The organism is Lysinibacillus sp. NPDC097279, assembly GCF_044761745.1.
Taxonomy (GTDB): domain Bacteria; phylum Bacillota; class Bacilli; order Bacillales_A; family Planococcaceae; genus Lysinibacillus.
Genome location: NZ_JBIWDA010000001.1, coordinates 1175327 through 1201078 on the forward strand (window position 1 = coordinate 1175327; position 25752 = coordinate 1201078).

24 protein-coding genes, 1 riboswitch and 1 other annotated feature are annotated in these 25752 nt (G+C 36.1%); of the genes, 12 read left to right on the top strand and 12 right to left on the bottom strand.

Features of this window, described 5'->3' with window-relative positions; all coding sequences use genetic code 11:
* Window positions 1-124: 124 nt before the first annotated feature.
* The 6 genes from ACIQ1H_RS05990 to ACIQ1H_RS06015 all read left to right on the top strand — a co-directional run bounded on the left by ACIQ1H_RS05990 (window position 125) and on the right by ACIQ1H_RS06015 (window position 8263).
* Window positions 125-2947 (top strand): 2-oxoglutarate dehydrogenase E1 component, encoded by a 2823-nt coding sequence (locus ACIQ1H_RS05990; RefSeq protein WP_402887273.1) that lies wholly within the window; start codon window positions 125-127, stop codon window positions 2945-2947.
* 97 nt (window positions 2948-3044) lie between these two features.
* Entirely contained in the window at window positions 3045-4295 is a 1251-nt protein-coding gene (gene odhB, locus ACIQ1H_RS05995; protein WP_402887275.1) for a 2-oxoglutarate dehydrogenase complex dihydrolipoyllysine-residue succinyltransferase, read from the top strand.
* Window positions 4296-4644: 349 nt separating this feature from the next.
* A riboswitch (Lysine riboswitch) is annotated at window positions 4645-4830 on the top strand.
* A 119-nt stretch (window positions 4831-4949) separates the two neighbouring features.
* A complete protein-coding gene (locus ACIQ1H_RS06000) occupies window positions 4950-5801 on the top strand; it encodes a transporter substrate-binding domain-containing protein (protein ID WP_402887276.1) in 852 nt (283 codons plus the stop codon).
* A gap of 278 nt (window positions 5802-6079) precedes the next feature.
* A complete protein-coding gene (locus ACIQ1H_RS06005) occupies window positions 6080-6805 on the top strand; it encodes an amino acid ABC transporter permease (protein WP_402887277.1) in 726 nt (241 codons plus the stop codon).
* Between the two features lie 13 nt (window positions 6806-6818).
* On the top strand, window positions 6819-7550 hold the full coding sequence (locus tag ACIQ1H_RS06010) for an amino acid ABC transporter ATP-binding protein (protein ID WP_402887279.1): 732 nt from the start codon (window positions 6819-6821) through the stop codon (window positions 7548-7550).
* 515 nt (window positions 7551-8065) lie between these two features.
* Window positions 8066-8263, top strand: coding sequence for a DUF6501 family protein (locus ACIQ1H_RS06015; RefSeq protein WP_172771545.1), 198 nt, complete (start codon window positions 8066-8068; stop codon window positions 8261-8263).
* A 65-nt stretch (window positions 8264-8328) separates the two neighbouring features.
* Here the strand turns inward: ACIQ1H_RS06015 and ACIQ1H_RS06020 are convergent, their stop codons facing one another.
* From ACIQ1H_RS06020 to ACIQ1H_RS06035, 4 genes are all read right to left on the bottom strand, one after another.
* A complete protein-coding gene (locus ACIQ1H_RS06020) occupies window positions 8329-9402 on the bottom strand; it encodes a toxic anion resistance protein (protein ID WP_402887281.1) in 1074 nt (357 codons plus the stop codon).
* Complete coding sequence (locus ACIQ1H_RS06025; RefSeq protein ID WP_172771543.1) at window positions 9399-10049, bottom strand: 5-bromo-4-chloroindolyl phosphate hydrolysis family protein; 651 nt, start codon at window positions 10047-10049, stop codon at window positions 9399-9401. Before ACIQ1H_RS06025 ends, ACIQ1H_RS06020 begins: the two co-directional genes overlap by 4 nt.
* Before the next feature lie 273 nt (window positions 10050-10322).
* The gene (locus ACIQ1H_RS06030) at window positions 10323-10604 is read right to left on the bottom strand and encodes an acylphosphatase (RefSeq protein ID WP_172771542.1); all 282 of its coding nucleotides are present in this window, start codon (window positions 10602-10604) and stop codon (window positions 10323-10325) included.
* A 42-nt stretch (window positions 10605-10646) separates the two neighbouring features.
* Window positions 10647-12374 (bottom strand): methyl-accepting chemotaxis protein, encoded by a 1728-nt coding sequence (locus ACIQ1H_RS06035; RefSeq protein WP_402887283.1) that lies wholly within the window; start codon window positions 12372-12374, stop codon window positions 10647-10649.
* Between the two features lie 128 nt (window positions 12375-12502).
* Here ACIQ1H_RS06035 and ACIQ1H_RS06040 point away from each other — a divergent pair, with 128 nt between their 5' ends.
* The 3 genes from ACIQ1H_RS06040 to ACIQ1H_RS06050 all read left to right on the top strand — a co-directional run bounded on the left by ACIQ1H_RS06040 (window position 12503) and on the right by ACIQ1H_RS06050 (window position 13894).
* Window positions 12503-12784: a DUF1033 family protein gene (locus tag ACIQ1H_RS06040; RefSeq protein ID WP_402887284.1), complete on the top strand. Its 282-nt coding sequence runs from the start codon at window positions 12503-12505 to the stop codon at window positions 12782-12784.
* 223 nt (window positions 12785-13007) lie between these two features.
* Window positions 13008-13208: a cold-shock protein gene (locus tag ACIQ1H_RS06045; RefSeq protein ID WP_004230088.1), complete on the top strand. Its 201-nt coding sequence runs from the start codon at window positions 13008-13010 to the stop codon at window positions 13206-13208.
* A gap of 206 nt (window positions 13209-13414) precedes the next feature.
* Window positions 13415-13894: a YkvA family protein gene (locus ACIQ1H_RS06050; RefSeq protein WP_402887286.1), complete on the top strand. Its 480-nt coding sequence runs from the start codon at window positions 13415-13417 to the stop codon at window positions 13892-13894.
* A gap of 105 nt (window positions 13895-13999) precedes the next feature.
* Here the strand turns inward: ACIQ1H_RS06050 and ACIQ1H_RS06055 are convergent, their stop codons facing one another.
* The 6 genes from ACIQ1H_RS06055 to ACIQ1H_RS06080 all read right to left on the bottom strand — a co-directional run bounded on the left by ACIQ1H_RS06055 (window position 14000) and on the right by ACIQ1H_RS06080 (window position 18003).
* The gene (locus ACIQ1H_RS06055) at window positions 14000-14281 is read right to left on the bottom strand and encodes a hypothetical protein (RefSeq protein ID WP_402887288.1); all 282 of its coding nucleotides are present in this window, start codon (window positions 14279-14281) and stop codon (window positions 14000-14002) included.
* Between the two features lie 10 nt (window positions 14282-14291).
* Window positions 14292-14681 (bottom strand): SHOCT-like domain-containing protein, encoded by a 390-nt coding sequence (locus ACIQ1H_RS06060; RefSeq protein WP_172771539.1) that lies wholly within the window; start codon window positions 14679-14681, stop codon window positions 14292-14294.
* A gap of 13 nt (window positions 14682-14694) precedes the next feature.
* Window positions 14695-15060, bottom strand: coding sequence for a DUF2089 domain-containing protein (locus ACIQ1H_RS06065; RefSeq protein WP_402887290.1), 366 nt, complete (start codon window positions 15058-15060; stop codon window positions 14695-14697).
* Window positions 15061-15356: 296 nt separating this feature from the next.
* On the bottom strand, window positions 15357-16235 hold the full coding sequence (locus tag ACIQ1H_RS06070; RefSeq protein WP_402887292.1) for a S1C family serine protease: 879 nt from the start codon (window positions 16233-16235) through the stop codon (window positions 15357-15359).
* 59 nt (window positions 16236-16294) lie between these two features.
* A complete protein-coding gene (locus ACIQ1H_RS06075; RefSeq protein WP_402887294.1) occupies window positions 16295-16966 on the bottom strand; it encodes a hypothetical protein in 672 nt (223 codons plus the stop codon).
* Between the two features lie 41 nt (window positions 16967-17007).
* On the bottom strand, window positions 17008-18003 hold the full coding sequence (locus ACIQ1H_RS06080) for a S66 family peptidase (protein ID WP_402887296.1): 996 nt from the start codon (window positions 18001-18003) through the stop codon (window positions 17008-17010).
* A 230-nt stretch (window positions 18004-18233) separates the two neighbouring features.
* On the opposite strand from ACIQ1H_RS06080, the gene ACIQ1H_RS06085 reads away from it, so the two are divergent.
* On the top strand, window positions 18234-18707 hold the full coding sequence (locus tag ACIQ1H_RS06085; protein WP_402887298.1) for a DinB family protein: 474 nt from the start codon (window positions 18234-18236) through the stop codon (window positions 18705-18707).
* A 96-nt stretch (window positions 18708-18803) separates the two neighbouring features.
* On the opposite strand, the gene ACIQ1H_RS06090 is transcribed toward ACIQ1H_RS06085, so the two are convergent.
* Window positions 18804-20408: an ABC-F family ATP-binding cassette domain-containing protein gene (locus ACIQ1H_RS06090; protein WP_172771533.1), complete on the bottom strand. Its 1605-nt coding sequence runs from the start codon at window positions 20406-20408 to the stop codon at window positions 18804-18806.
* A gap of 238 nt (window positions 20409-20646) precedes the next feature.
* Window positions 20647-20863: a binding site (T-box leader), on the top strand.
* A gap of 43 nt (window positions 20864-20906) precedes the next feature.
* Between ACIQ1H_RS06090 and argS the strand changes: the two genes are divergently transcribed.
* Window positions 20907-22586 (top strand): arginine--tRNA ligase, encoded by a 1680-nt coding sequence (gene argS, locus ACIQ1H_RS06095; protein WP_402887300.1) that lies wholly within the window; start codon window positions 20907-20909, stop codon window positions 22584-22586.
* A gap of 168 nt (window positions 22587-22754) precedes the next feature.
* Window positions 22755-23936 (top strand): MFS transporter, encoded by a 1182-nt coding sequence (locus ACIQ1H_RS06100; protein ID WP_402887302.1) that lies wholly within the window; start codon window positions 22755-22757, stop codon window positions 23934-23936.
* Window positions 23937-24364: 428 nt separating this feature from the next.
* On the opposite strand, the gene ACIQ1H_RS06105 is transcribed toward ACIQ1H_RS06100, so the two are convergent.
* Window positions 24365-25513 (bottom strand): MFS transporter, encoded by a 1149-nt coding sequence (locus ACIQ1H_RS06105; protein WP_402887304.1) that lies wholly within the window; start codon window positions 25511-25513, stop codon window positions 24365-24367.
* Between the last annotated feature and the right edge of the window lie 239 nt (window positions 25514-25752).

The window sequence follows — 25752 nt, forward strand, 5'->3', positions numbered from 1 at the left end:
AACGTTCTTTAAAATATGGATAATTTGTGTCGAACGTCCTTTAAAAGAACGGGATAATATTATATAATTAATTGTAATTTAATTAATGGAACTGCCGATAGGCAAAATTTGGAGGTCATTTTTCATGTCGAACAACGTTACAACTGTAAGTTCTCCATGGTCAGCTTTCTCTGGTCCTAACTTAGGATATGTGATGGAGCAATACGACTTATTCTTACAGTCTCCTGAAGAAGTAGAACCGGAGTTAGTATCATTATTCCAACAATTTGGTGCACCAGTAGAAGTAGAAGGTGATGTAGCTGTAGTAAGTGGTTCAGCAGCTCCTGCTGGCGATTATAAAAAGGTATTGGCAGCTGTAAAATTAGCTGATGTAATTCGTACTCAAGGGCATTTAGCAGCAGATATTTATCCTTTAAAAAATCGTGCACTTCAAACAGCACAAATTGAAGAAAGTGCTTTCAACTTAAGTCCTGCGGATTTAGCAGAAATACCTGCTGCTATCTTCTTCAAAGATGTGCCAGCGGGCGTGAAAAATGGTAAGGATGCAATAGACTTTTTAAAATCTGTATATACAGATAAAGTAGCATTTGAATACGGTCATGTTGTTGCAACTGAAGAACGTGAATGGATTCAAGCTCAAGTTGAATCTGGTTCTTTAAAACAAGCTCTAACTTCAGATGAGAAAAAAGCGCTTTTAGATCGTTTAACACGTGTTGAAAACTTTGAAAAATTCATTCACAAAACATTTGTTGGTCAAAAACGTTTCTCTGGTGAAGGATTAGATACTCAAATCGTCCTTTTTGATGAAATTTTAAAAACAGTAGAAGCAAATAATGTTGAAAATGTTCGTATAGGAATGGCTCACCGTGGTCGTCTAAATGTCCTAACACATATTTTAAATAAACCATATGACATGATGTTCTCAGACTTTGCACATGTTTCGAACGATTTATTTATGCCAGAGCATGGTCGCCTAGAAATTACAAAAGGTTGGACTGGCGATGTGAAATACCACATGGGTGCTTCATACACTCGTGAATCAGGTATGAACGTAAAACTAGCTTATAACCCTTCTCACTTAGAAGTTGGAAATCCAGTTGTATTAGGTGCTACTCGTGCAACACAGGATGATACATCTAAACCAGGGCAAGCTGTCCACAATCCCGATAAAGGCTTAGGTATTCTTGTCCACGGTGATGCTGCTTTCCCAGGGCAAGGTATTGTAACGGAAGTATTAAACTATTCGAAAACAGAAGGTTTCTCAACAGGTGGAACAATTCATATCATTGCAAATAATATGATTGGATTCACTACGGAGCTTCAAGACTCTCGTTCTTCTGTTTATTCTTCTGACCCAGCTAAAGGTTATGAAGTACCTGTTGTTCATGTGAACGCAGACAGCCCAGAAGCTGTATCTCAAGTAGGTCGTTTTGCAGCAAGCTACCGTCAAAAATTCGGTAAAGACATTGTTGTTGACTTAATTGGTTACCGTCGACATGGTCATAATGAAACAGATGACCCAACAGTAACAAATCCAGAAACGTACAAACTTGTAGCAAAACATGAGACTATTCGTGCATTATATGGTGCACAGTTAGTAGCAGAAGGATTAGTTACTGCTGAAGAAGTTGCAGCACTTGATTCAGCTATTTATGCGGAAATGCAAGTTGCTTACGATCACGTAAAAGAAATGGCAGAAAAAGATGAACACAAACATGTAGAAATGCCAGAAGAATTAAAAATTAACTTCCCACAAATCGATACAGCAGTAGGTGCTGAACGTTTAGAAACGATTAATGAAGAACTATTAGTATTTGAACAAAACTTCGAGCCACAAAAGAAATTAGGCAAAATTTTAGAAAAACGTCGTGATGCATTTGCGTCTGCAAAAATTGATTGGGGCCATGCTGAAACATTAGCATATGCTACAATTATCCAAGACGGTACACCTGTACGATTTACTGGTCAAGATGCTCAACGTGGTACATTCTCACAACGTCATTTAGTATTACATGACAAAAATAATGGTAACGTATTTACACCACTTCACCACATTTCTGGTGCAAGCGCTTCATTTACGGTACACAATTCACCATTAACAGAAGCTGGGGTTGTTGGGTATGAATACGGTTACAATTTAGAAAAAGGCAACGTACTTTCAGTATGGGAAGCACAATTTGGTGACTTTGCGAATATGGCTCAAGTGATGTTTGATAACTTCATTTCAGGGGCACGTTCTAAATGGGGCCAAAAATCAGGCTTAGTTATTCTTTTACCTCACGGGTATGAAGGCCAAGGTCCTGAACACTCTTCAAGCCGTATGGAGCGTTACTTACAAATGTCTGCTGAAAATAACTGGTTTGTGGCAAACTGCTCAAATGCAGGAAACTACTACCACCTATTACGTCGTCAAGCAGCAATGTTAGAAACAGAAGGTGTGCGTCCATTAGTTGTTGTATCACCAAAATCATTACTTCGTCATCCATTAGCTGCAGCAAATGCTGAACAATTAGCAAATGGCGCATTCCAAGAAGTAATCGAACAACCAGGTTTAGGCTCAAAAACTAAATCTGTTGAACGAATTGTATTAGGTACTGGTAAAGTAATGATTGACCTAGCAGACCGCGTGAAAGATGGAGAAGGCTTCGATCACTTACACATTGTTCGTGTAGAGCAACTTTACCCATTCCCAACGACGCAAGTTGCTGATATTATTGCTAAGTATCCAAATGTTAAAGAAATTGTATGGGTACAAGAAGAACCTAAAAACCAAGGTACTTGGAATTACGCATTGGAAACATTATATGAACTATCTGAAGGTAAAAAGCTTCGTTATGTAGGTCGTCCTGCAATGAGCTCAACTTCAGAAGGTGATGCAGATTCTCATAAAGCAGCTCAATCAGCTCTAATTGAAGAAGCAGTTGCTGAAACGGTAAAAGTAAACTAAACATATCATTATTACTGGAAGCTGGGCTACATTGCCTAAGGCGGTAGCCCTTTATGTGCATGAAACGCATGCACGTTAATCAAAGGAGGAAATGAAAGTGGCTGAAATTAAAGTCCCTGAATTAGCAGAATCGATTACAGAAGGTAGTATTGCACAGTGGGTTAAAAAAGTGGGCGACCGCGTGGAAAAAGGTGAATTCATCGTTGAACTTGAAACAGATAAAGTAAATGCTGAAATCATTTCTGAAGAAGCTGGGGTGTTAACACAAATTTTAGCTGAAGAAGGCGATACTGTTCTTGTAGGCCAAGTAATCGCAGTTGTAGAAGCGGGCGAAGGTGCGGCACCTGCACCAGCAGCAACACCAGTTGCAGAAGCTCCAACACCAGCGGCTGCTCAAGCTGTAGCAGCACCAACACCAACACCAGCAGCAGCACCTGTTGTGGAAGAAACTTCTGGCGAACGTGTAATTGCATCTCCTGCAGCACGTAAACTTGCTCGTGAAAAAGGAATCGATCTTGCAGCTGTATCTCCAGTTGATCCACAAGGTCGTGTACGTGTACAAGATGTTGCAGCTCACGGTACAGCACCTGTAGCAGCACCTCAAGCTAAACCAGCTGCAGCGCCACAAGCAGCAGTAGCTGTTGATAATTCACGTGTAACAGTTGAAAAAATGAGCCGTCGTCGTCAAACAATTGCTAAACGTCTATTAGAAGTTAAGCAATCGACTGCTATGCTTACAACATTCAATGAAGTTGATATGACTAATGTTATGGCATTACGTTCTCGTAAAAAAGATCAATTCTTTGAGTCTACAGGCTCTAAACTTGGTTTCATGTCATTCTTCACAAAAGCTGTTGTTGCAGCACTTAAAAAGTACCCTTATGTGAATGCTCAAATCGTTGGCGATGAAATTCACTTAAATAACTTCTTTGATATTGGTGTAGCTGTATCAACTGAAGAAGGTTTAGTAGTACCAGTTGTTCGTGATGCAGACCGTAAAAACTTCGCTGAAATTGAGGATTCAATTGCAGACCTAGCTAAAAAAGCACGCGATAAAAAATTAGGTTTAGCTGATCTTCAAGGTGGTTCATTCACAATTACAAATGGCGGTGTATTCGGTTCATTAATGTCAACACCTATTATGAACGGTACACAAGCGGCTATTTTAGGAATGCACTCAATTAAAAAACGCCCAGTAGAAGTAAATGGTGAAGTAGAAATTCGCCCAATGATGTACTTAGCATTATCTTATGACCACCGTATTATCGATGGTAAAGATTCTGTAGGCTTCCTTAAAACTGTTAAAGAGTTACTTGAAAATCCAGAAGATTTATTATTAAATTCTTAATTCAATAAATGACATGCTAAAACCCTACAAAATGAACTGTTTTGTAGGGTTTTTTTGTAGTTCGTTTAATTTAAGATGTACTTTCGAAAAAAATACTTCATGGTCTAAAGGGCCTTTGTTGAACTTAAAAATAGATTCTTATGGTTTATAATTAATGTTTTTAATAATAAAAATTTGTTAAATAATGCTAAACATTTTTAATGATATTCTACTTAATTTATGGATTTAAGAAGGATTATAGGCTAATTTTGTCATTAGTCAGAAAAATGATAAAACTATCTTGACGAATATGCTAGCTTTATAGTAATATCTATATAACAATAAAATAAACAAACCTCACTTTTGTTTTTCGTGAGGTAGAGGCGCGGTATTTATTAGTCCATTGCTGAGTTAAAGCAAGCGAAGACGTAATGGAGAAGGAAATATCGCCGAAGTATAAAAGGAGCTCGTACTTTTATGCTGGGTCTGCAGTGAATAAGTGCAGGACTGTCCTAGTAAATATAATTCCAGTTTACTAGGTTGTGCTATCTCGGAAACATGGAAATTATAGTGAGGATTTGGGCAACTGTCAATAAAAGGTAAGACCTAAGTTCAGAACTTAGGTCTTTTTTTGTACAGTTGCTTTATTTTTTTTACAGAAAAGGGGAGTTTTAGATGAAAAGAAAATGGTTGTTATTTATGTTAACAGCAATGACAGCAATTCTGTTAGCGGCTTGTGGTACTAGTGACAAGGATGAAAAAGCAACAGGAGATGGTGCAAAGGATGAAAGCGGTGGAGAATTCCGCATTGGGATGGAAGCAGGTTATCCACCATTTAACTGGACACAGCAAGATGATTCTAACGGCGCAGTAAAAATTGCTGATAATGCAGAGTTTGCAGGCGGCTATGATGTACAAATGGCGAAAAAAATCGCTGATGGTTTAGGCAAAAAATTAGTCGTTGTAAAAATGGAATGGGATGGTTTAGTACCTGCGCTTCAATCCAAAAAAATTGATGCAATTGTAGCAGGGATGTCTCCAACAGAAGAACGTAAACAAACAATTGATTTCACTGAAAACTACTATACTTCTGATTTCGTAATGGTTATTAAAAAAGGTAGCAAGTATGAAAATGCCAAATCAATTCAAGATTTCTCAGGTGCAAAAGTTACATCTCAGCTAAATACATCGAACTATAATGTTATCGATCAAATTAAAGGTGTAGAAAAGCAAACAGCGATGGAAAACTTCTCTGCAATGCGTGTAGCGCTTGAAGCTGGCAAAATTGATGGCTATGTAGCTGAACGTCCAGAAGGTATTTCAGCAGCAGCAGCTAATGATAAATTTACATTTGTATCATTTGAAGAAGGATTTGATACAGATATTTCTAATACTTCTATTGCAGTAGGTTTACGTAAAGGTGACGCGAGTCTAGAAAAAATCAATGAAATTTTAAAAGGTATTTCAGAAGATGATCGCCAAAAAATTATGGAAGAAGCTATTTTGCAACAACCAGCAGCACAGTAATATCACTGGAGCTGTCCTAATCGAAAAAATAGTATACTGAGCTGTCTTCTCGTATGCTATTTTTTCATATTCAAGCAGTGCTTTACTTCAAAAGTTTAAGTGACTTTGGGACAGTCTCTATTATAAATTAGTTAATTCAGAGAGAAAGTCAAACTGAATAATGCATGTCTAAGAAGTGTGTCACATAATTTGAATAAAGCTTATTCATTCAAATGAAAAGATGATTTCGCTAAGGCATAATTGATATCAAGCAACAACACGTTGTTAGGAGGAACATCATGAGTTTAGAATGGATTATTTCTATTATAGAAAACAACTGGCAAATGTTTTTACGAGGAGCGTATTATACGTTACTCATTTCAACAATCAGTACAATTATTGGTGCATTCATCGGATTTTTTATTGGGATTATGCATACCATTCCAGTTCGTAAAAAAAATATAAAACATTTTTTATTAAAATGTATTAATTTTATACTGACATGCTATGTTGAATTTTTCCGTGGTACACCAATGATTGTACAAGCAATGGTCGTATATTACGGACTAGATATTGCCTTTGGCATCGATATGCACTTTATTACTGCTGGTATTTTAGTCGTTTCATTGAATACGGGTGCGTATATGGCTGAAATCGTACGTGGTGGGATTGTCTCAATCGATAAAGGACAATACGAGGCTGCTTCTGCGATTGGCATGGGGCATGTGCAAATTATGATGCATGTTGTATTACCGCAAGTTGCACGTAACATTTTACCTGCAACAGGTAACCAATTAATTATGAATATTAAAGATACTGCTGTTTTAAGTGTAATTAGTGTAACGGAATTATTCTTCCAAACAAAATCGATTTCGGGTAATAACTTCCGTTATTTCGAATCTTTCTTTGTCGCATGTGTGCTTTATTTCATCATGACATTTACGGCTTCAAGAATTTTGCTATATGTAGAAAAACGTCTTGATGGACCTGATGCATATCAAAAACAACTGAAAGAAATTGACTAGGGGGAACGAACAAATGGCAATCATTCAAATAGATCATTTAAGTAAATCATTTGGTCGTAACCAAGTATTAAAAGATGTGAATTTTAAAGTAGAAAAGGGAGAGGTTGTATGTTTAATCGGTTCATCAGGATCAGGTAAATCAACCCTTCTGCGTTGCATCAATTTACTTGAAACACCAAATGGCGGAGAAATTATTTATAAAGGGGAAAATATTTTACACGAAAAGCATAACATTCAAGCTTATCGGACGCATCTAGGAATGGTTTTCCAACAGTTTAATTTGTTTAATAATCACAATGTGTTAAAAAATTGTACTGTAGGACAGGTTAAAGTGTTAAAACGTTCGAAAGAAGAAGCTGAGAAAACTGCTTTGAAATATCTTAAAATAGTTGGGATGGACCAATATGTTAATGCAAAGCCACGACAGCTTTCGGGTGGTCAAAAGCAACGGGTGGCAATTGCTCGAGCGCTATCTATGAATCCCGATGTAATGTTATTTGATGAACCTACCTCTGCTCTAGATCCAGAAATGGTTGGGGAAGTGTTAAAAGTAATGCGTGAGTTAGCCGATGCAGGAAATACGATGCTGATTGTTACGCATGAAATGGAGTTTGCTAAAGAAGTTGCAGACCGAGTTGTATTTATGGATAAAGGCGTAATTGTTGAAGAAGGGCCACCATCCAAGGTGTTAGTAAGCCCAGAACACGAACGTACAAAAGAATTTTTAAAACGAACACTGAAGTAATTTCAGAGGAGGTTTATCTTCAGTCATTTTTGTTCAAGTACCGTTGATTTCTATTATGTGCAATGCTTTCCGCTGGCACTATCTTCGCTAACATGAGGTCGGTTGTGTCTTACGTATCAACTAGATATGGTGGTAACGAAACGCCTTGTTTAATTACTAATTACAGAGAATAAAAATTGCAATGGGCATCAAGTGTAAACTGCTTTATTACGTTTTTGTAGACAAAAATAAGTGAGTCCATCTAAATGGACTCACTTATTTTCTAGAATTCCATTCTGCAAATAAAATAAAGCAAATGGCAAATGCGACTGCGATGATAAAGAACCATTGCGGAACACCACCGAAACTCATAACAACACCTCGAGTATAGATTTTAATAAGTTGAAATAGGTAAACAATTCTTTATTAAGGACAAAATATAGCCTTCTATAGTTTTTTCTCCACAAAACAACCAAAATCGTATAAAATAAACAATAGATGTTAGCTTATGGCTAGTAAAGAGAGGTAGAGAATTTATGTTACATTTAAAATGGAAAGATGCACCAACAATTCGTACAGTTACTTGCAAACATACGAACGCATCAAAATATTTAGTATCAAACGTATTAACAGTTGGGAAAGAATACGAAGTGAAAAACGAAACGGAAGAGTTCGTTTTCATTATTGATAACACTGGTAATATTGGCGGTTACTATAAAGAGTATTTCGCATAATAGGATAAAGGGGTGTCTCACGTAATTGTTGAGACACCCCTTTATATAATTTAGCGCTCATTTTCTTATTCCGTTGTCTTTGATGCTTTCATGCCAGCTACATCCTGTTGTAAATGTTGTTTTTCCTTTTCAGTAGCAGTATGTAAAGCAAAAACGTCTTGAATGGCTATTTTTAGCTCATGTTGTGTTTCTTTAAATTTCGATACTTGTTGTTCAAAAGTGGGGCTTGTAAACCGCTCATTTGTACGTGCAAGTCGTTCTTCTAGCTGTGCATAATGATGATCCATATTCATCGAAAGCATCATAGCTAATTGATTTTTCCAGAGCGGAATAAGTGTGACGATTGAAAACTCGATTTTCTCAGCGAGTGTTTGATTTGCCTGTTGAATCATACGTATTTGAGGTGCTGTTTGTAAAGCTACCTGCTGTGATACTTGTAAATCATATATACGCTGATCAAGACGTTCAAGTTGCGCTGTGAAATCATTGAGCTGCTGAATAGCAAGCGGTTGTTTAGTCGTTTGTACGATGCTAACTTTTGCGGGTAACTCCACTTCAATAGCCTGGTGTTTTTTCATCTGACCAGCGGCAATCGCAGTTGCTAGCTCTTCAAAAAAACCACGATTATGTGTGTATAATTGCTCTAGCATTTCAACGTCTCTTATTAGCTGTAGCTGTGCACGTTCAAGTTGGACGCCTATTCGTTCAACTTGAATACTAATTCGTTCAAACTCAGTAAGGGTTTGTTTAACAGTTGGTTCTGTTTTGCCGAACATTTTTTTAAAGAAGGAAGGTTTTTTAGGCTCCAGTGCAGCAGGGTCAACTTGGTCTAACGTTTGCATTAACGAATCAAGCATCTGTCCAATTTTGGTGACATCTTTGTCCTTCACTTGTGCAAGCATACGATCTGCAAATTGAGAGACAGCACGTTGAGAGTCTTGACCTAATGTTAATACAGACTCAAAATTAGTTAGGTCAATTTGACTTGCATATAAAAGTGCCCGACTTTGAGCAAGTGGTGATAGCGTTTCATAGGTAGTCATTGCCTCTTGATTGGACGATTTTAAATAGGTTTGTACAAGAGGTGAGATGCCTGGCAATGATTCTAATGAATAGATAGAATCTCTGTTAGCTGTCATTTTTCATCGCCTCGCCATTCCAGTTGTTCTTTCCTTCTTAAATTGGAACGGTTCGCGAATTCAATTTCCATTTGAAGATGATCGATATCATTTGAAAGCGCATCTTTCAAATCAATTTGAAATGTAGAATTTAAATCCGATAACGTTTCACGTGTTTTAGATAATGTAACTTGAATTTCTTTATCTTTGACTGGTTGCTTAGATAGCATTGTGTACTTATCTGTTAATTCAACGGCAGAAGGGAGGTGCGCATAAAAAAATGGCTCCACATTGTAAAATTTTTGCGGATCAGTTTTTACAATTTTCACGATATTTTTTGAAATACGAGTCATTTCGAGTAATTGTTTAAAAGCAGAAACTGAACGTACGCGTAAATAGTTTTGACTTAATGTTTGAATATGTTTGTTTGCTGTTGAAAGTTGTAATTCAATATGTTTGTACTCATCCTTTGTAATACCTGCTATGTGCATAACTTTCCTTTTTTGATTATGTTTTAGCAACGCTGTGCTCGTTGCATATGTTCCCGCGAACAATAAACCACCAAGGAAGAATCCTGGATTTACCGCAAATGCTGCGATAGAAACAGTTGATAGAGAAATTAAAAGGCTAGCTGTATGTCTAGAGAAAAACTGTCCGATACTGAGCATGGTTTTCTTCCTCCTTGCTTTTCAATATGTCTATCTTTTAATACGTAATAATCGACATAAAGTTTCAATAATATAATAGTGCTTTCATTAATTTTACTGCTGTTTGCTAAGTTTCTCAATGAATATACTCTTGCGAATAAAGCTCTAAACTTGCCCAATGGTGTACTTATAACCTTTATAGTATGTTCGTTCTATAAAAAGACCATTACCATTAGTCCGTTCATTTTAAGTTTTTCTTGCGTAGAAAGGGAAGTAGAAAAAAAGAAGCCAGACTTAAACAATGTCCGACTCCATACGTACATAACCTTTTAAATCGTCAAAAAGCTCTAAAGCAAATGAGTTAGAGTCTGCCTGAGGGCTAACACCCTTTTGAACAAATAGAAGGAATTCATCAATGGCTTTTTTCGAGCCTTCCACTTCTACTTCAATTTGGTCTTGTGCATTTAACTTGCAATAACCCTTTAAGCCAAGCTCAATTGCTTTTTGTTTAATAAAAAAGCGATAGCCTGTCCCGTAAACATCTCCGAAAAATTTAATCAGCGCTCTTTTGTTCACGCTACAACCTCCTAAAAGTAGTAGAAGGGCAGTCCCTCCAACTTACTGCATAACACGTTCTTTTTCCAAATAAGTAATTAAGTTATTAATATAGAATAGAACTCGTTCAGAGGCTTCATCCACCTCTTGCAAATGGTTACTAGCTTTATCGATATTACCAGCTTTAAAGGATTCTGCAGCCAGCTTAGCCGATTGATGTACTCGTAAATGATATTGATCTAATTCACGATAATCTTGTAAATGACCAAATCGTTCAATTGTACGGGATGCAGTGTACCATTTACCTAAACGACATTCAGTATGTGAAGATACATCGCTTGGTTGCACGTCTTCTAATCCAAGGAACATATTATAAATACGCCATTTCCATAAAATATGATCAGCTTTCGAAAGTTGCAATAGGGCAATGGAGGAAAGCTGGACATTATTATTGGAGATAATGTCATTACGGAAGCGATTAATCTCTTTTCCAAGTAAGTGAATATCGCTAGATGTATTAGAACTATAAATGCGAATATCATCTTGAAGGTTCGAGATTTCAATCATTCTGGCAGATACTTCATCAATGGCGGCTGCTTGCTCCTCAGAAATAGCAGCAGTGTTCGTAACATCAAGATTTATGCCTTCAATTGCAGCAACAATGGCATTTAACAATGGTAAAGATTCTTTTGCTTCAATTGTGGCTTCTTTTATAATTGATGTTGTCTCTGTAATGGAATGTGAAACATCATTTGAGTAACTTTTTAGATGGTGAACATTTGTCGAAACCTCGCTTAAAGCAGTAACGGTTCCTTCAGCCAACTTACGTACTTCTTGAGCAACAACTGCGAAACCTTTGCCATGCTCACCTGCACGAGCAGCTTCAATCGAAGCATTCAGTGCTAGTAAATTTGTTTGATCGGCAATTTGGTTTATTAATGTTACGACGTGTTCAATATCATTTACACGTTTTTGTAACTCCGTAAACGATTCAACAATTGTAGTAAACGTTTCTTCTGTTTTAAAAATTTCGGATAATGCATGTTCAATTGCATTTTTTCCCTTAACGGCATGGTCAACGGATTCCGTGGTTTTCTCAGAAATATGAGAAGACATACGGGCTACTTCATTGATTGAAGCGGCAATTTGCTCAGTTGCAGCTGTAGATGATTGAATTTCTTCGTTCTGCTTGTCTAAGCTATATACTAAATCTTTCATGTACATAATTTTTGCGTTGACATCCATGAGAGAAGAAATTTCAGAGACGACGTTTTCAACAATTCGTTCTGTTAGTACTTCCACAAGCAATTCTTGGTCAACATTGACTGCAGATTGGAAAGATTTCATATAGTCGAAAGCTTTGTTTGGTTTTAAACCAAAGTTATGTAAAATATACGTCGTAATATAAAAGGCAAATTGGTTGAAAACAACGATGAGTTTACCAGGTTCAAAATGGTTTTTTCGAAACAAATTGAAAAACTTGACTGTTTCATCTACATATTCATCATCACGTGTAGCTAGAAAAAATTGAGTTAAATATTGATTTATATTTTCTTCGCTAATCGTTTGTTGGGAGGAGGGAGAAATCTCACTTAAATAATTTTTAAATATTGCATTCATAGAGGGTGTAATATCTTTTAATTTATAAAAGAGTGCTTTTAAATTTTCTTCATCTTGTAAATTAAAGTGATTAAAAGCCAATGTCTTATTGAATCGGCCAGTTGCACTTAAATTAGTACCACGCTTTAATAATTCATCTAGTTCGGCCTTAGGTCGAATACTTGAAAACATAAAAAAAACCTCCAAAATAAATAATGAATAATAAGGTAATAATAGCATATTGCAGGGTGTTTTAATAGACATTTCAGGAGCGTTTGCTAAAATTAGAATATCTTATTACAGCAAGGAATGTGGCAAATATGTATATAATACTTTACATGAAAGCTGATTATGAGCCTTGGTGGAAATTTGAAGGCTGGGAAGCTTTTATTCAAACGAAAGAAACGTTTGAAACAAAAGAACAATTTGAGCAAGCATTACAACGGAAATTAACCCATTTCCGTTCAGCATATCAATATGAGGCGAGTAAGGACGGAGGATATTGGGCTTTTTGGTCTGAAGACGAAAGTTTTTACTGCGAAGCCTGTGATGATGATGCACAAGTATATCATGGCATAATGGCATTTGAAGAGCATAGTTAAAATAATTTTCAAATTAACTAAAAAAACAATTTTCTTTATTTGACAAATTTATGAATGGTGGTATACTTAACTTAACAATTTAATTGCTTCACCGGAAACATGGATTCACATATTACAAAAAGTGATCGCGTTAGTTCGGTACTCTTTGTAATATGTGAATTTTTTTAATTCTGTTGAAGAAATTACATATTGTTCACTTTTATTTTTTTGGAGGTTTTTTCACATGAAACAAGGTACAGTAAAATGGTTTAACTCAGAAAAAGGTTTTGGATTCATCGAAGTTGAAGGCGAAAACGACGTATTCGTACACTTCTCAGCTATCCAAGGCGAAGGTTTCAAAACTCTTGACGAAGGTCAAAAAGTGGAATTCGAAGTTGTAGATGGCAACCGCGGACCACAAGCTGCTAACGTAACTAAACTTTAATTCTCAGTAATTAAAATTACTTTCGTTAAAAAAAAAGCACCCTATTTTTATAGGGTGCTTTTTTTCTATACTTTCATCACATACCGTATTGCAAATGTTGGTATTTTACTATTGACTTACTTTACAATAACGGCTTTTTACCTACAGTTACGATTAAATTATTGATTTTTGGGTAATAGGTAAAGAGAGCAGGAGGAGGAAGAGCAATGGAAGACTATCGAAACATACCAAATGAGCAGGAGCAAAAAGATTTTTATCAAAAATTGCGAAAAAAATTAGCACAATTTCTTGTATCAAAAACAGGAATGAAACACAAATATGCTGACTATTTGTTGTTTGTGCCTGATATTTTTCATTTATTAATTAAAATAGTAGCAGATCCTGCTGTTGACTCTAAAAGTAAGTCATTAATTGGGGCTACAATCGCGTACTTTATTTTTCCTATGGATTTTCTACCAGAAGGGATATTTGGCTTTGGAGGCTTTCTCGATGATATGATGTTAGCCACGTTTGTCCTTAATATGACGATTAATAAATTGGGGCCAGAAGTAATTGAAAAACATTGGACAGGGGATGAAAAATTACTGGAGCTTTTACAGAAAACCACTGAAACGAGTAATGAGCTTTTAAGTAAAATACCTGTAAAATCTATATTCACGAAATATATAAAAAATAAATCTAAATAATATAATTATGTAAACTAAAATATTGAAAATACAAAACCCCCATACAATCACGATGGGGGTTGTTGCCATAATTGAGCTTTTAATATGCATATCAAACGTTTGATTTTATAATTTGACCTTAACTTCGGTCCCATCCTGCGCTTTAACATCTACTAATATAATGCCCTTATAATTTTTTAGTTCATTGACAACAGGTTTCAGTGTTTCTTTATCTATAAGTGGGATCGTAAAGTCTATTTTTTTTCTTTCGAAGTGCTCTTTTGTCCATTTATTAGCAATTTTATGAACAAACTTTGAAAATAAGATAGAAATAAGGATATTTAACATGGCATATGGAATTGGGATGATAAACTTAAAGCCATTTGTCTTCACTTTTACATGCATCATAAGCAATTCACTATTCGATAATGACTGAAACGGTATCCCCGTTTGCAGATTTAATATCAACAATTTGACCATCTAATTCATTTTCAATTGCTTCAATAATCAAGTTAATATCAATATCTTTAACGTATTTTTCCGATTGAGGGATACTTGCTGCAATGCTATGGCCAGCCATTAATACTACTTTGACAAGTTTTAGAGGTAAGTTGACCATCACATTATCATTTTCAGAAGAAACTACACGAACTTTTAATGTTTTATCTAAATACTTTGATGACTTTTCTAAAAGGTTATTTCCTGTATCTTCTTTATCCTTCAACGCTTGAATAAGTTCCGATCCCTTTTCTGCATCAAGCTTTCCTTCTTGAATCATTGTTAACACTCTTGCGATTTCCTCTTTCATTATAAGTTCCTCCTTATTCCTCTTTTAAGAGCTTTATGGCTTCCTCTGGCGTAATTTCGCCATTTTCTAACATAGTGACGATTTTTTTCTCGTCCACTTCATTTTTCTTCTTTTGTACATATCCAAGCGACGAGATGATTTCCGTTAGCTTCCCTCGAACAGTAGGGTACGAGATTCCTAATTCTTTTTCAACTTCTTTAATATTACCTCTACATGTTAAAAACACTTCTACAAAATGAAGCTGATCTTTTGATAGTGAGGCAAGCTTTGATAATTCAAACTCATTTTCAATCGTAGTGTGACAGTGAGAACAATGGAGCTTGGTAATTTTTAATGTATTATTACAGACAGGACAATTCGTAATTACTTTATAAGCCATAGTGAAATTCCTTTCTTTAATTTAATTTGATTATACATTAAGGATTTAATAAAATAAACAATAAATTTCAATTTATTTAATCTTTTAATTAATTATTTTAATTTATCGTTTAATATTATTAATTTATTTAAAGGATGTTTTAGTCAAATTAAAGTTTGTAGTTCAATACTAAAAAATTGGCTAAATGTAAAAGGGAAGAGTGTTAAAAATACACCTTATGGGATGTGATTACAATCTTAAAATGTTGTGTGAATAAAAGATGAACCGTGTCATGTTAAATGGACACGGTTCATCTTTTAAATAGTGTGGAAAAGAAGCGGGGAAGCTTCTTTTGATTCCAGTGAGGGATTTTTTAAATTCTGCTTATATTGCTGGAAATAAACTTCTAACACATGTACAGGTACAAACAATCCAACTCGTCCATAGGGTTCCTTTTTCATCGTGGCGAAAATAATGCCGATTACCTCTCCATCGCTATTAAGAACAGGGCTGCCACTATTGCCTTTGTATACAGGTGCTTGCATCATCATGACAGGCTCCTGCCAATTTTCAAGATAAGTTTCTTTAAGTAATGTGCCTTTATTAGCAATACCTGTGAAGGACAGTGGGTTACCGATGAAATAAACAGACTCATCCTTTTGATAACTAGGACTATTTGCGAGAGTTAGTGAGGGGAGATTGCTAGCCTTAACTTGCAAAAGTGCTAAATCAACTTCGGGAAAGCTTTGCAGTAACTGAGCTTCCATAAGCCCTTGTTCAGGAAATACAACGGACAATGTAAGGGCGTCTTCTATTACATGAGCATTCGTAACAATTAGACCATCAGGTGAAATAGCAAAGCCTGTACCTTTACTTGAGCCTGTAGAAACCTCTACAATCGCTTTTTTATATGTTTGAATATCTTCTTGTTGCGATAACTGACTGGAGACCTTTATAAATTCGATAGCTGGAATGGAGTAAATTTGAAAAATAAGCGCAAACGTATTAAAAAATAGTACGAATGCCATAACCCACATCATCCATTTTATCATCGGTTTTTGTTTCTTAGTCTTTTTACCACTGAGGTGTCGTGCTCTTTCCTCAGCTAGCGCTTTTTGTTGCTCTGCAAGTACAAGTTCTATGAATTCCTCTTCTGTTAATTCTTCCTCTGTAGAGTGCTTATGTATGTCGCTCATGAATAGCTACCTCCTTACGTAAGAAAAAAGGCGCCAAGCAAGACGCCTGCTCAGTCATTTCATTCGATTTTTTGCAAAGTGGAAGTAATGGTAAATGATTCACCATTATTTGTTACCATTTCGTCTTTTGTATAGATTAATCCCACACCTTTAGCAAAATATTTAAAGGTCGTCATATTGTCCTTTGTTTTCTTCAGCTCAATGACATCGTGAAAAGTAGTTAAGCCCGTTGTTATTGTGGCTGTAGTCGAAAGAATTTCCCAACCATCGAAACGGCTTCCAACCTCTAATGGCAGATGTAAAATGGTTTCAATAACTGGTAATGTTGCTATTTCTTGTATTGTTGGCAATATTGGCGTTTCATCGACTGCTTCCATATAAACAAGTTCTACAGCAGACTTCGTAATCCGATAGACCTTTAATAATGTGACACCACCGTTATTTTCTAATTGTGCTATTGTCATATCATCAATATAGGTTGTTTGAAGTGTGTAACTAGCAAACTCGTTCCCTTCCCCTTGAAAATAAGCCGTTGTTCCATCTGGTGGGAAATAGGTAGTGAGAAGACTACTAAATGGTCGATTCGTTGCTTGTTCTTTAACATTTTGTTCATCAGATTTAGTCGAATGGCTAGACTGTGGGTTTGTAGTCGGACTCGTTGTACAGCCGACAAGTATTATTGCTAGAGAAAATAAGAAAAAGATTCGAATATTATCAAACTCCTTTAGCAATTTTCTTTAAGTATACGTGAAGGAGTGCCTATATACGAATATTAAGTGAACCAACTTTCTAACAACAAAATGCGTTTATTTGTTGCATCCACTTTCACACGTAAGCCGATTGGCAATGGGTGCAGTGGATGTGTGTGACAACAATCTACCTCAGCCAAGATTGGTATAGGGTTCCCGTCCAGCAGTTCTACTAAAACATCATAAGGTTTTCGACCAGTTCCTTCATCATCATACTGCTCATGCTTGCCTAAAATAATCGCTGCAATTTTGTCGAAGTAGCCATGTAACTTTAACATAGCAAAGTTTTTTTCCACGACAGCAATTGTTTTGGATGTATCTTCTAATAATAAAATATCGCCTTCTTGAATTTGCGGGAAGTAGGGGGTTCCTATAAAACCATACATCGTATTAATATTACCTCCGATTAATCGACCTTCGGCACTCCCTCGTTGAACAGTTATCCAAGAATTATCGTGTTGCGTTTTTTCTGCTGTTTTTTCAAGCCAATTAACTCGGTCATCTGTCCAAATAGGGGGAATCGATACTTCATAAGGAATAGGTATAGTTTGCATAAAGAGATCGATGAAATATTGTTCTGTGTAATTCACAAATGGTGGGAATTCACCAAATGTAGATGCAACAGAAGGGCCATAAAATACTGGCACGTCGGTTTTAGCATAGATGGCAAGGAGAATGGCCGTTACATCCGATAAACCAACTAGTATTTTGGGGGATTGTTGAATCGCTTCATAATCTATATAAGGCAACATACTATTGGCATTTGTGCCGCCCATTGTAGGCAAAATCATTTTCACTGTAGGGTCATGTAATAGTTCATTGAGCTCCTGTGCACGTTCCTTAGGTGAACCAGAACGATAAATATCATTTGTGCCAGTTAATGAACCTTCTTTAATTGAAAAGCCAAGTGCTTGTAATCGTGCCTTACCTCGCTCATATCGAGCATGAGCAATAACGGAAGCTGGTTTGGAAGGCGAGTAAATGCCAATTGTATCGCCTTTTTGTAATGGGGAAAACATAAAATACCTCTTTCTATTAGTTTAAGTTGTAGCCCATTATACATCATTTAACAAAAATATGGGCAAAGTCTTTAACTTGAGGAAAGAGAGGTAAAAATCAACTGAAATTTAGAACAAGCGTAGTAAAGTTGAACACAAATAATATTTTTATGTAAACTAATAGCGCAAACTTGCGATACAGTTAGGATTTTACTATGATAATAAAGAGTTAAAATTTGGGGGGCGATAATATGTATCGACATGTAGATGATTTTTTAAGCGAATGGACGGTTGCAGCGGAAGGTACTGCTAAAGTGCTGAAAGCAATGTCAGATGAATCACTAGGTCAAAGCATTGTTGAAGGTCACAATACTCTTGGTTGGTTAGGTTGGCATTTAGTTGGCGCTGCAGGCTATTTTAGTTATTTAGCAGGTTTAAAGGTACCTATGATTCGACAAGAAGATCCTATTCCAGCATCAGCAGGTGAAATTGCTGCGACATATGAAAAGACAGCTACAAGTATTAAAGAAGAAGCGGCTAAGCTGTCAAATGAAGATTTACTGGAGGAAGTAAATGGTTTTAACGGACCGATTACTCGAGGCGCATTATTACGTGCACTAATTGACCACCAAACACATCATCGTGGTCAAATGACAGTATTATTACGTCAAGCTGGCTTACCAGTTCCAGGTGTACTTGGACCAACAAAAGAAATGCAAAAATAGCAACAGACAGCAAATACGAAAAGTATTTGCTGTTTTTTCATTCTACTTAGAAAAAAGCTCCCCCGAGTGAACGGGGGAGCTTAATTTACGATTGGATTAGTTTAAGCCTTGGCTATCTTTCCACTCTAAAAACTCATCATATGTTAATTGTTTGTCTAAAATTGAACCATCTTCACGGATTTCAATGACACGGTTTGCAATTGTTTGAATGAACTGATGGTCATGAGATGTGAAAATCATGGCACCTTTAAAGCGGATTAAGCCTTCATTTAGTGCTTGGATTGATTCAAGATCAAGGTGGTTTGTTGGCTCATCTAGTAAAATGACGTTGGCTGTTGCTAGCATCATTTTTGAAAGCATACAACGCACTTTTTCTCCCCCAGATAATACAGAAGGAGATTTTTTCACTTCTTCACCAGAGAATAGCATACGACCTAAGAAACCACGTAGGAAGCTTTCTGTTTCATCGTCAGGTGAATATTGACGTAGCCATTCTACTAAAGACTTTTCTGAACCTTCAAAGTATTTATCGTGATCGTTTTCGAAATAGCTTTGAGATGTTGTAACACCCCATTTAAATGTACCAGCATCAGCTTCTTTATCTTCCATTAAGATATCAAGAAGAGCTGTTTTAGCCATTGGGCTACCAAGTAAAACGATTTTATCATCTTTATTCATTGAGAAACGAATGTCTTTAAATAAAGTTTGACCATCTTGACTTGCTGTAAGACCATCAACTGTTAATACATCATTACCGATTTCGCGGCCGATTTGGAAGTTGATGAATGGATATTTACGGCTAGAAGGTTTAATGTCATCAAGCTCGATTTTATCCAACATTTTTTTACGTGATGTTGCTTGTTTTGACTTTGATGCATTGGCAGAGAAACGAGCGATAAACGCTTGTAATTCTTTAATTTTTTCTTCTTTTTTAGAATTTTGGTCTTGCGCCATTTTTTGTGCTAATTGAGAAGATTCATACCAGAAATCATAGTTCCCTACATATAATTGGATTTTTGAGAAATCAAGATCCGCAATATGTGTACATACTTTGTTTAAGAAGTGACGGTCATGGGATACGACGATAACTGTATTTTCAAAGTTAATTAGGAATTCTTCTAACCATTGAATTGCTTTTAAGTCAAGGTGGTTGGTAGGCTCATCCAGTAATAGTACATCTGGTTGACCGAATAATGCTTGTGCTAATAATACTTTGACTTTGTCAGAACCTTCAAGATCACCCATTAACATGTAGTGAAGATCATCTGAGATGCCTAAACCGTTTAATAATGTTGCAGCTTCTGATTCTGCTTCCCAACCGTTTAGCTCTGCAAATTCACCTTCTAATTCAGCAGCACGCATGCCATCTTCATCAGAGAAATCTTCTTTTGCATAAATTGCATCTTTTTCATTTTTTACGTCATATAGGCGTTTGTTACCCATAATCACCGTATCAAGCACTGTATGCTCATCGTATTCGAAGTGATTTTGTTTAAGGACAGATAAGCGTTCGTCCTTACCCATTGATACATTACCTTCTTGTGCTTCAATTTCACCAGAAAGTATTTTTAGGAATGTTGATTTTCCTGCACCGTTTGCCCCGATTAAACCGTAGCAATTACCTGGTGTGAATTTTATATTTACGTCTTCAAATAGTTTACGATCGCCATAGCGAAGACCTACATTACTTACTTGAATCATGCAAGTTCCTCCTTTTTTCACAATGGCTCTAGTATATCATGAAATATGTTCCATAGTCTATAAACATTATGACATCAACGTTTACCGCTCATAGTTCAGTACTATATAGCACAATTAATAGTACAAATTACTTGTTTTTCATTGAATAAAGATACAATTAATCACTTTTTAAGAAAATATATAGATGTAGTTGACTTTCAAGATTGGATAATATAGAATATTCCAAAATCAATAGTTGTTAAATTCTATGAAAAAGAAAGTAGTTCATTTTGTGCTGCAAAGCGAATTAGGGATGGTGTGAGCCTAATGCAGTCTATTTGAATGAAACGCACTTTGGAGAAATTTCCCGAAATATAAGTAGGGAATATCGGGGAGTCACCTCGTTATCAACAGAAAGTGGTCATAATTTTGGCAACTAGAGTGGTACCACGGGAATCTATGCTCTCGTCTCTTAATTGAGACGAGGGCTTTTTTTTATATAAAAGGGGGAATAAGTACATGAATTTACAAATTGCAAAAAGTATTGCTAGTGCGTTAAATAATCAAGTGGAAGTAGAAGAGATTGAAAAATTACTTGAAAAACCTAAACATGTAGACCTTGGTGATTTTTCATTACCATGTTTTAAACTGGCTAAAAAGCTCGGGCAATCTCCTCAACTAATTGCATCTAATATTCAAAAAAACTTAACGTGTGATGTGATTCAGTCGATTGAAATAGTCGGCGGATATGTCAATTTATTTTTAAATCAACACATCATTACACAACAAGTATTAAAGCAAATTTTGAAAGAGCAACATTTATATGGCACAAGTTTAACGAGAAAAGGGAATGTTGTGTTCGATTTTTCTTCTCCTAATATTGCGAAGCCCTTTTCCATGGGGCATCTACGTTCAACTGTTATTGGTAATGCACTCGCCAATATCGCTGAGAAAAATGGCTATAACGCTATTCGTATTAATCATTTAGGTGATTGGGGAACACAGTTTGGAAAATTAATTGTTGCGTATAAACGATGGGGACATCAGCAAACAATTGAAGCTGCACCAATTGAGGAATTATTGAAAATCTATGTAAAGTTTCATGAAGAGGCAGAGCGAGATACTACTTTAATTGAGCAAGCGCGTGTTGCATTTAAAGCGTTAGAGGATAAGGACGAAGAAGCACTTGCGCTTTGGCATTGGTTTAGAGAAGTATCGTTAGAAGAATTCAAAACACTATATCAGCTTCTTGGCATTCAATTTGATGCATATGATGGTGAAGCTTTCTATAATGATAAAATGCACACGGTAGTAAATGAATTACAAGAAAAAGGATTACTTACACTTTCTGAAGGTGCATATGTAGTTGAATTAGAGAAAGAGGAAATGCCTCCTTGTATTATTACTAAAACAGACGGTGCTACACTATATGCTACGCGTGATTTAGCAGCAGCTTTTTATCGTATTCAACAGTATCATCCTGAAAAAATAGTTTATGTTGTAGGACATGAACAAACGCTTCATTTCAAGCAGTTATTTAATGTAGTGGAGAAAATGGGTTACGATTGGGCAAGTAATTTATGTCATGTAGCTTTTGGGATGATTCTAAAAGAGGGCAAAAAAATGTCAACGCGTAAAGGCAAGATTGTGTTACTCAATGATGTGTTGACTGAAGCAATTGCTACAGCAAAACAAAATATTGAAATGAAAAATCCTAATTTACAAAATAAAGAAGAAGTAGCGAAGCAAGTTGGTGTCGGTGCTGTGATTTTCAACGACTTAAAAAATTATCGCTTACATGATATTGAGTTTTCAATCGAGCAAATGATGCAATTTGAAGGTGAGACAGGACCCTATATTCAATACACATATGCTCGTATTTTTTCTATTTTAGAAAAAGCGAATGGGCAACTGGGGGAGATGACTTATCAACCAGTAGGCGTGCAGGCATGGCCAGTCATTCTATTACTAGAACAATATCCTCGCGTTATTACTATTGCTTATGAACAAGCTGATCCGTCAGTAGTTGCTAAATATGCTTTACAATTAGCACGATCGTTCAATAAATATTATGCAACTAATAAGATATTATCGAATGATGATGGACAAAGTTCTCGTTTAGCTTTATGTCATTGTGTAGCAATGATTCTAGAAGATTCGTTAGCTCTTCTAGGCATTAACGCTCCTAAAAATATGTAATGTCTGATTTAAGCAATTTAATGAGGAATTCCTGGAAATATTGACGTTATGTAGAAAAAATGGTAAAAATAAATATAAGAAATCAAATGTCTGACAACGATAGTAGTAAATCAAGTGCAGGTTGAATGACGAATAATGAAATTGGCATGAAGAAAGGTATTAAATGTTATGAATAATAAACAATGGACGGCTTCAATAGTATTCGCTGTTGTTAGTATATTTTTCGTTGCCCTCAATATGCGCCCTGCTGTAACGGGCATTGGCCCCTTGTTTAATGTATTAATGGAGTCGCTACAAGTATCCAATACACAAATGAGTCTACTAACATCCATTCCAGTGTTCTGTATGGGACTGTTTGCACCAGTGGCTGTCCCGTTACAAAAACGTCTTGGTACGAAGTCTGCTATTGCATTGCTTTTAGCCCTGCTTGTATTTGCTAATGGATTACGGTTGTTAAAAGAAAGCTATGCATTGCTAGTCGTGACAAGTTTTATAGCAGGGTTTGCTATTGCCATTATCGGTCCGATGTTAAATGCATTTATTAAAGAAAAATTCCCGAGTCGCTTTACTACAGTTGTTGGGGTATATTCTTTTGGTATTGGAACAGGTGCCACATTAAGCGCGGCATTAACAGTATCATTTTACAATGGCTATCATCAAAATTGGACAGTTGCACTTGGTAGTTGGTCAGTGCTTGCAGTAATTGCTCTTATGATTTGGTTGCTTGTTATCCAAAACAAACAAGGTCATCAGTCTGTACAAGGAGAATATCCTAAAAAGGAAACTGCACGTAATCCGTGGAAAAACGGTCGAGCGTGGACGATTTTACTTTATTTTGGTCTGCAAACATCGCTCTTTTTCTCTATGATGTCATGGTTAACACCAATGCTACAAGATAAAGGCTTCTCACTTGTGGCTGCTAGTTCGATGCTTACATTTCTATCTATTGTACAAATGATCGGAAATATTGTCGTACCGATGCTAATGGAAAAATGGCGAAGTCGTATTCGTTGGCTTTTAACATTAGCCATTATGGGGGTCATTGGCTTTGCATTATTATGGGTAGCAACAGGATTAATGTTATGGGTGGCTGTCTTCATTATAGGGGTAGTACTTAGCGGATTGTTTCCTATCGGATTATTATTACCGTTGGATGAAGCACGGAATAATGAAGAAGCAAACAGTTGGTCATCGATGGTAATGTCAGGTGGATTTATGATGAGCGCTATTATTCCAACATTAATCGGTTATTGCTATGATTTAACGGGCAATCATTCGTTTACCTATGCAATATTTTTAGTTTTAATGATAGGTATTATAGGTACATCACTCGTATTAAAGAAAAAATAAATACATGACGGGCATGCTTGAATAATAGGGCATGTCTTTTTTTATTGAATTCACTACTGTATCTTTAAAACAAAGTTTAACCGTTTTGAAAAAAGTAGTACCGTTTATAAAAAAGATGAACTATTTTTTAGAACTTTGAATGATAATTTATAAAAGTTTGAACAAAAATCCTGTTATATGCAGGATTTTTCCTTATTCAGCAATCGGGCCAGATTGTTACAGAACTCCTTCATGTATCCAAGTAATCATGTTGTAAGGAACGAACAGCTAGTTCTAAGACAATGAGTTTATGTAATGCGGAACGATCTAAAAGATTATTGCTTAATTATTTTTCCAGGTGATTGAGCGACGTGGATGTATACCATGTGTTTGGAGAAACAAATGTAAAAATGATTGTATCTAAAAAATAAAAAACAGGTAGCAAAGAATTATTCTGCTACCTGTTTTTTATTGAATTTACGAAGTAATGTAGCGCCGCCTGCGCCAAGTAAGGCGGTATTGAACCAAAAGATAAGGAAGAAGCCTAGGAAATAGAGACTTCCGAAAATAATCGGCACTGAAAATTGTACGGCTTTGTTGACGGTTAGGCGAATGCCGAGTACTTCACCGGAATGTCCAGCAGGTGAGTAGTCGTAAGCCATGACAATCGAGAGTGGTTGGCAGCAACCTAGTCCGAGTCCCATGACGAAACTAATGATAGCGAGTAGCCAAATTGTTTCGGTAAAAGGTAGGGCGAAAAAAGCAACAGCAGCAATGCTGAGGCAACCGCCAATGATGTGCTCTGGACGATAATTTTTTTGCAGTGGCCGCATAACGAGACGACTAATAATAAAGGCCAGCGCATTCAATGAAACGAGCATACCGATTACAGTTGCTGAAATGCCAAGTGAGTCGATATAAATTGGAAAATAAAATTCGAATAGTCCAACACCTGTTAAAATAATGCCACTCGTGACAAACACAGTACGTAGCTGCAGATTGAGCAGGAGCTGTAAAAAGCTTTTACTCACAACGTTTTGACTCGCATCTGGACGACTAATTTGTAATTGAATCCATATAAAGAATATACCTGGAATCGCTGCAAAAATCGCCATCACTAAAAAGGACGTTTCATAGGTAAAGGCATCAATCGTAATACCGACGATAAGGGGACCGATTAGATTAGCAATTGAAACGCCTAAAGTATAGCTGGCGTAATTTTGACCACGATTATTGCTTGTTGATAACATACCGACTAAGTTTTGGCTACTGACGACGGTAATGATTTGGAAAAAGCCGAATAATAGTTGGACAATTAATAGGGCGACAATACTTTTTGGAATAAAGTATATGGCAGCAAGCGATGTGGAACTGCCGAGCATGCCGACGATTAGTAGAAGTCGAATAGAAATTTTATCAGATAGGCGACCAACGATGGATGCGAATAGCATCGGCATAACGGAGCCAGCTGCGCTTATGATTCCGAGCATTGTTGGTGAAGCCTGCAAATGTAAACCATAAAGCGGCATAAGTAAAATATTGCCTTTTAAAGCGATTTGGAAAAGTAATGTTAGAAAAACAATGAATTTAAACGGCATGTAAACACTTCCATATAACAATTTTGTTTAACAATCTGATTTTTTAAAATTGTATCATATTATGTAAATAAGTTAAACAGAGTATTTATTTCACTTAATATTGATAAATATAGATTGAAAGAGAGGAATAAGTGTTCTAATAAAAAATAACTAAATAAAATTTTCTGAAAATTATTGACACTTTTTGATAATTATTTATATAATTGTTTACAAGATTGTTTAACAATAATGAAAGGTGG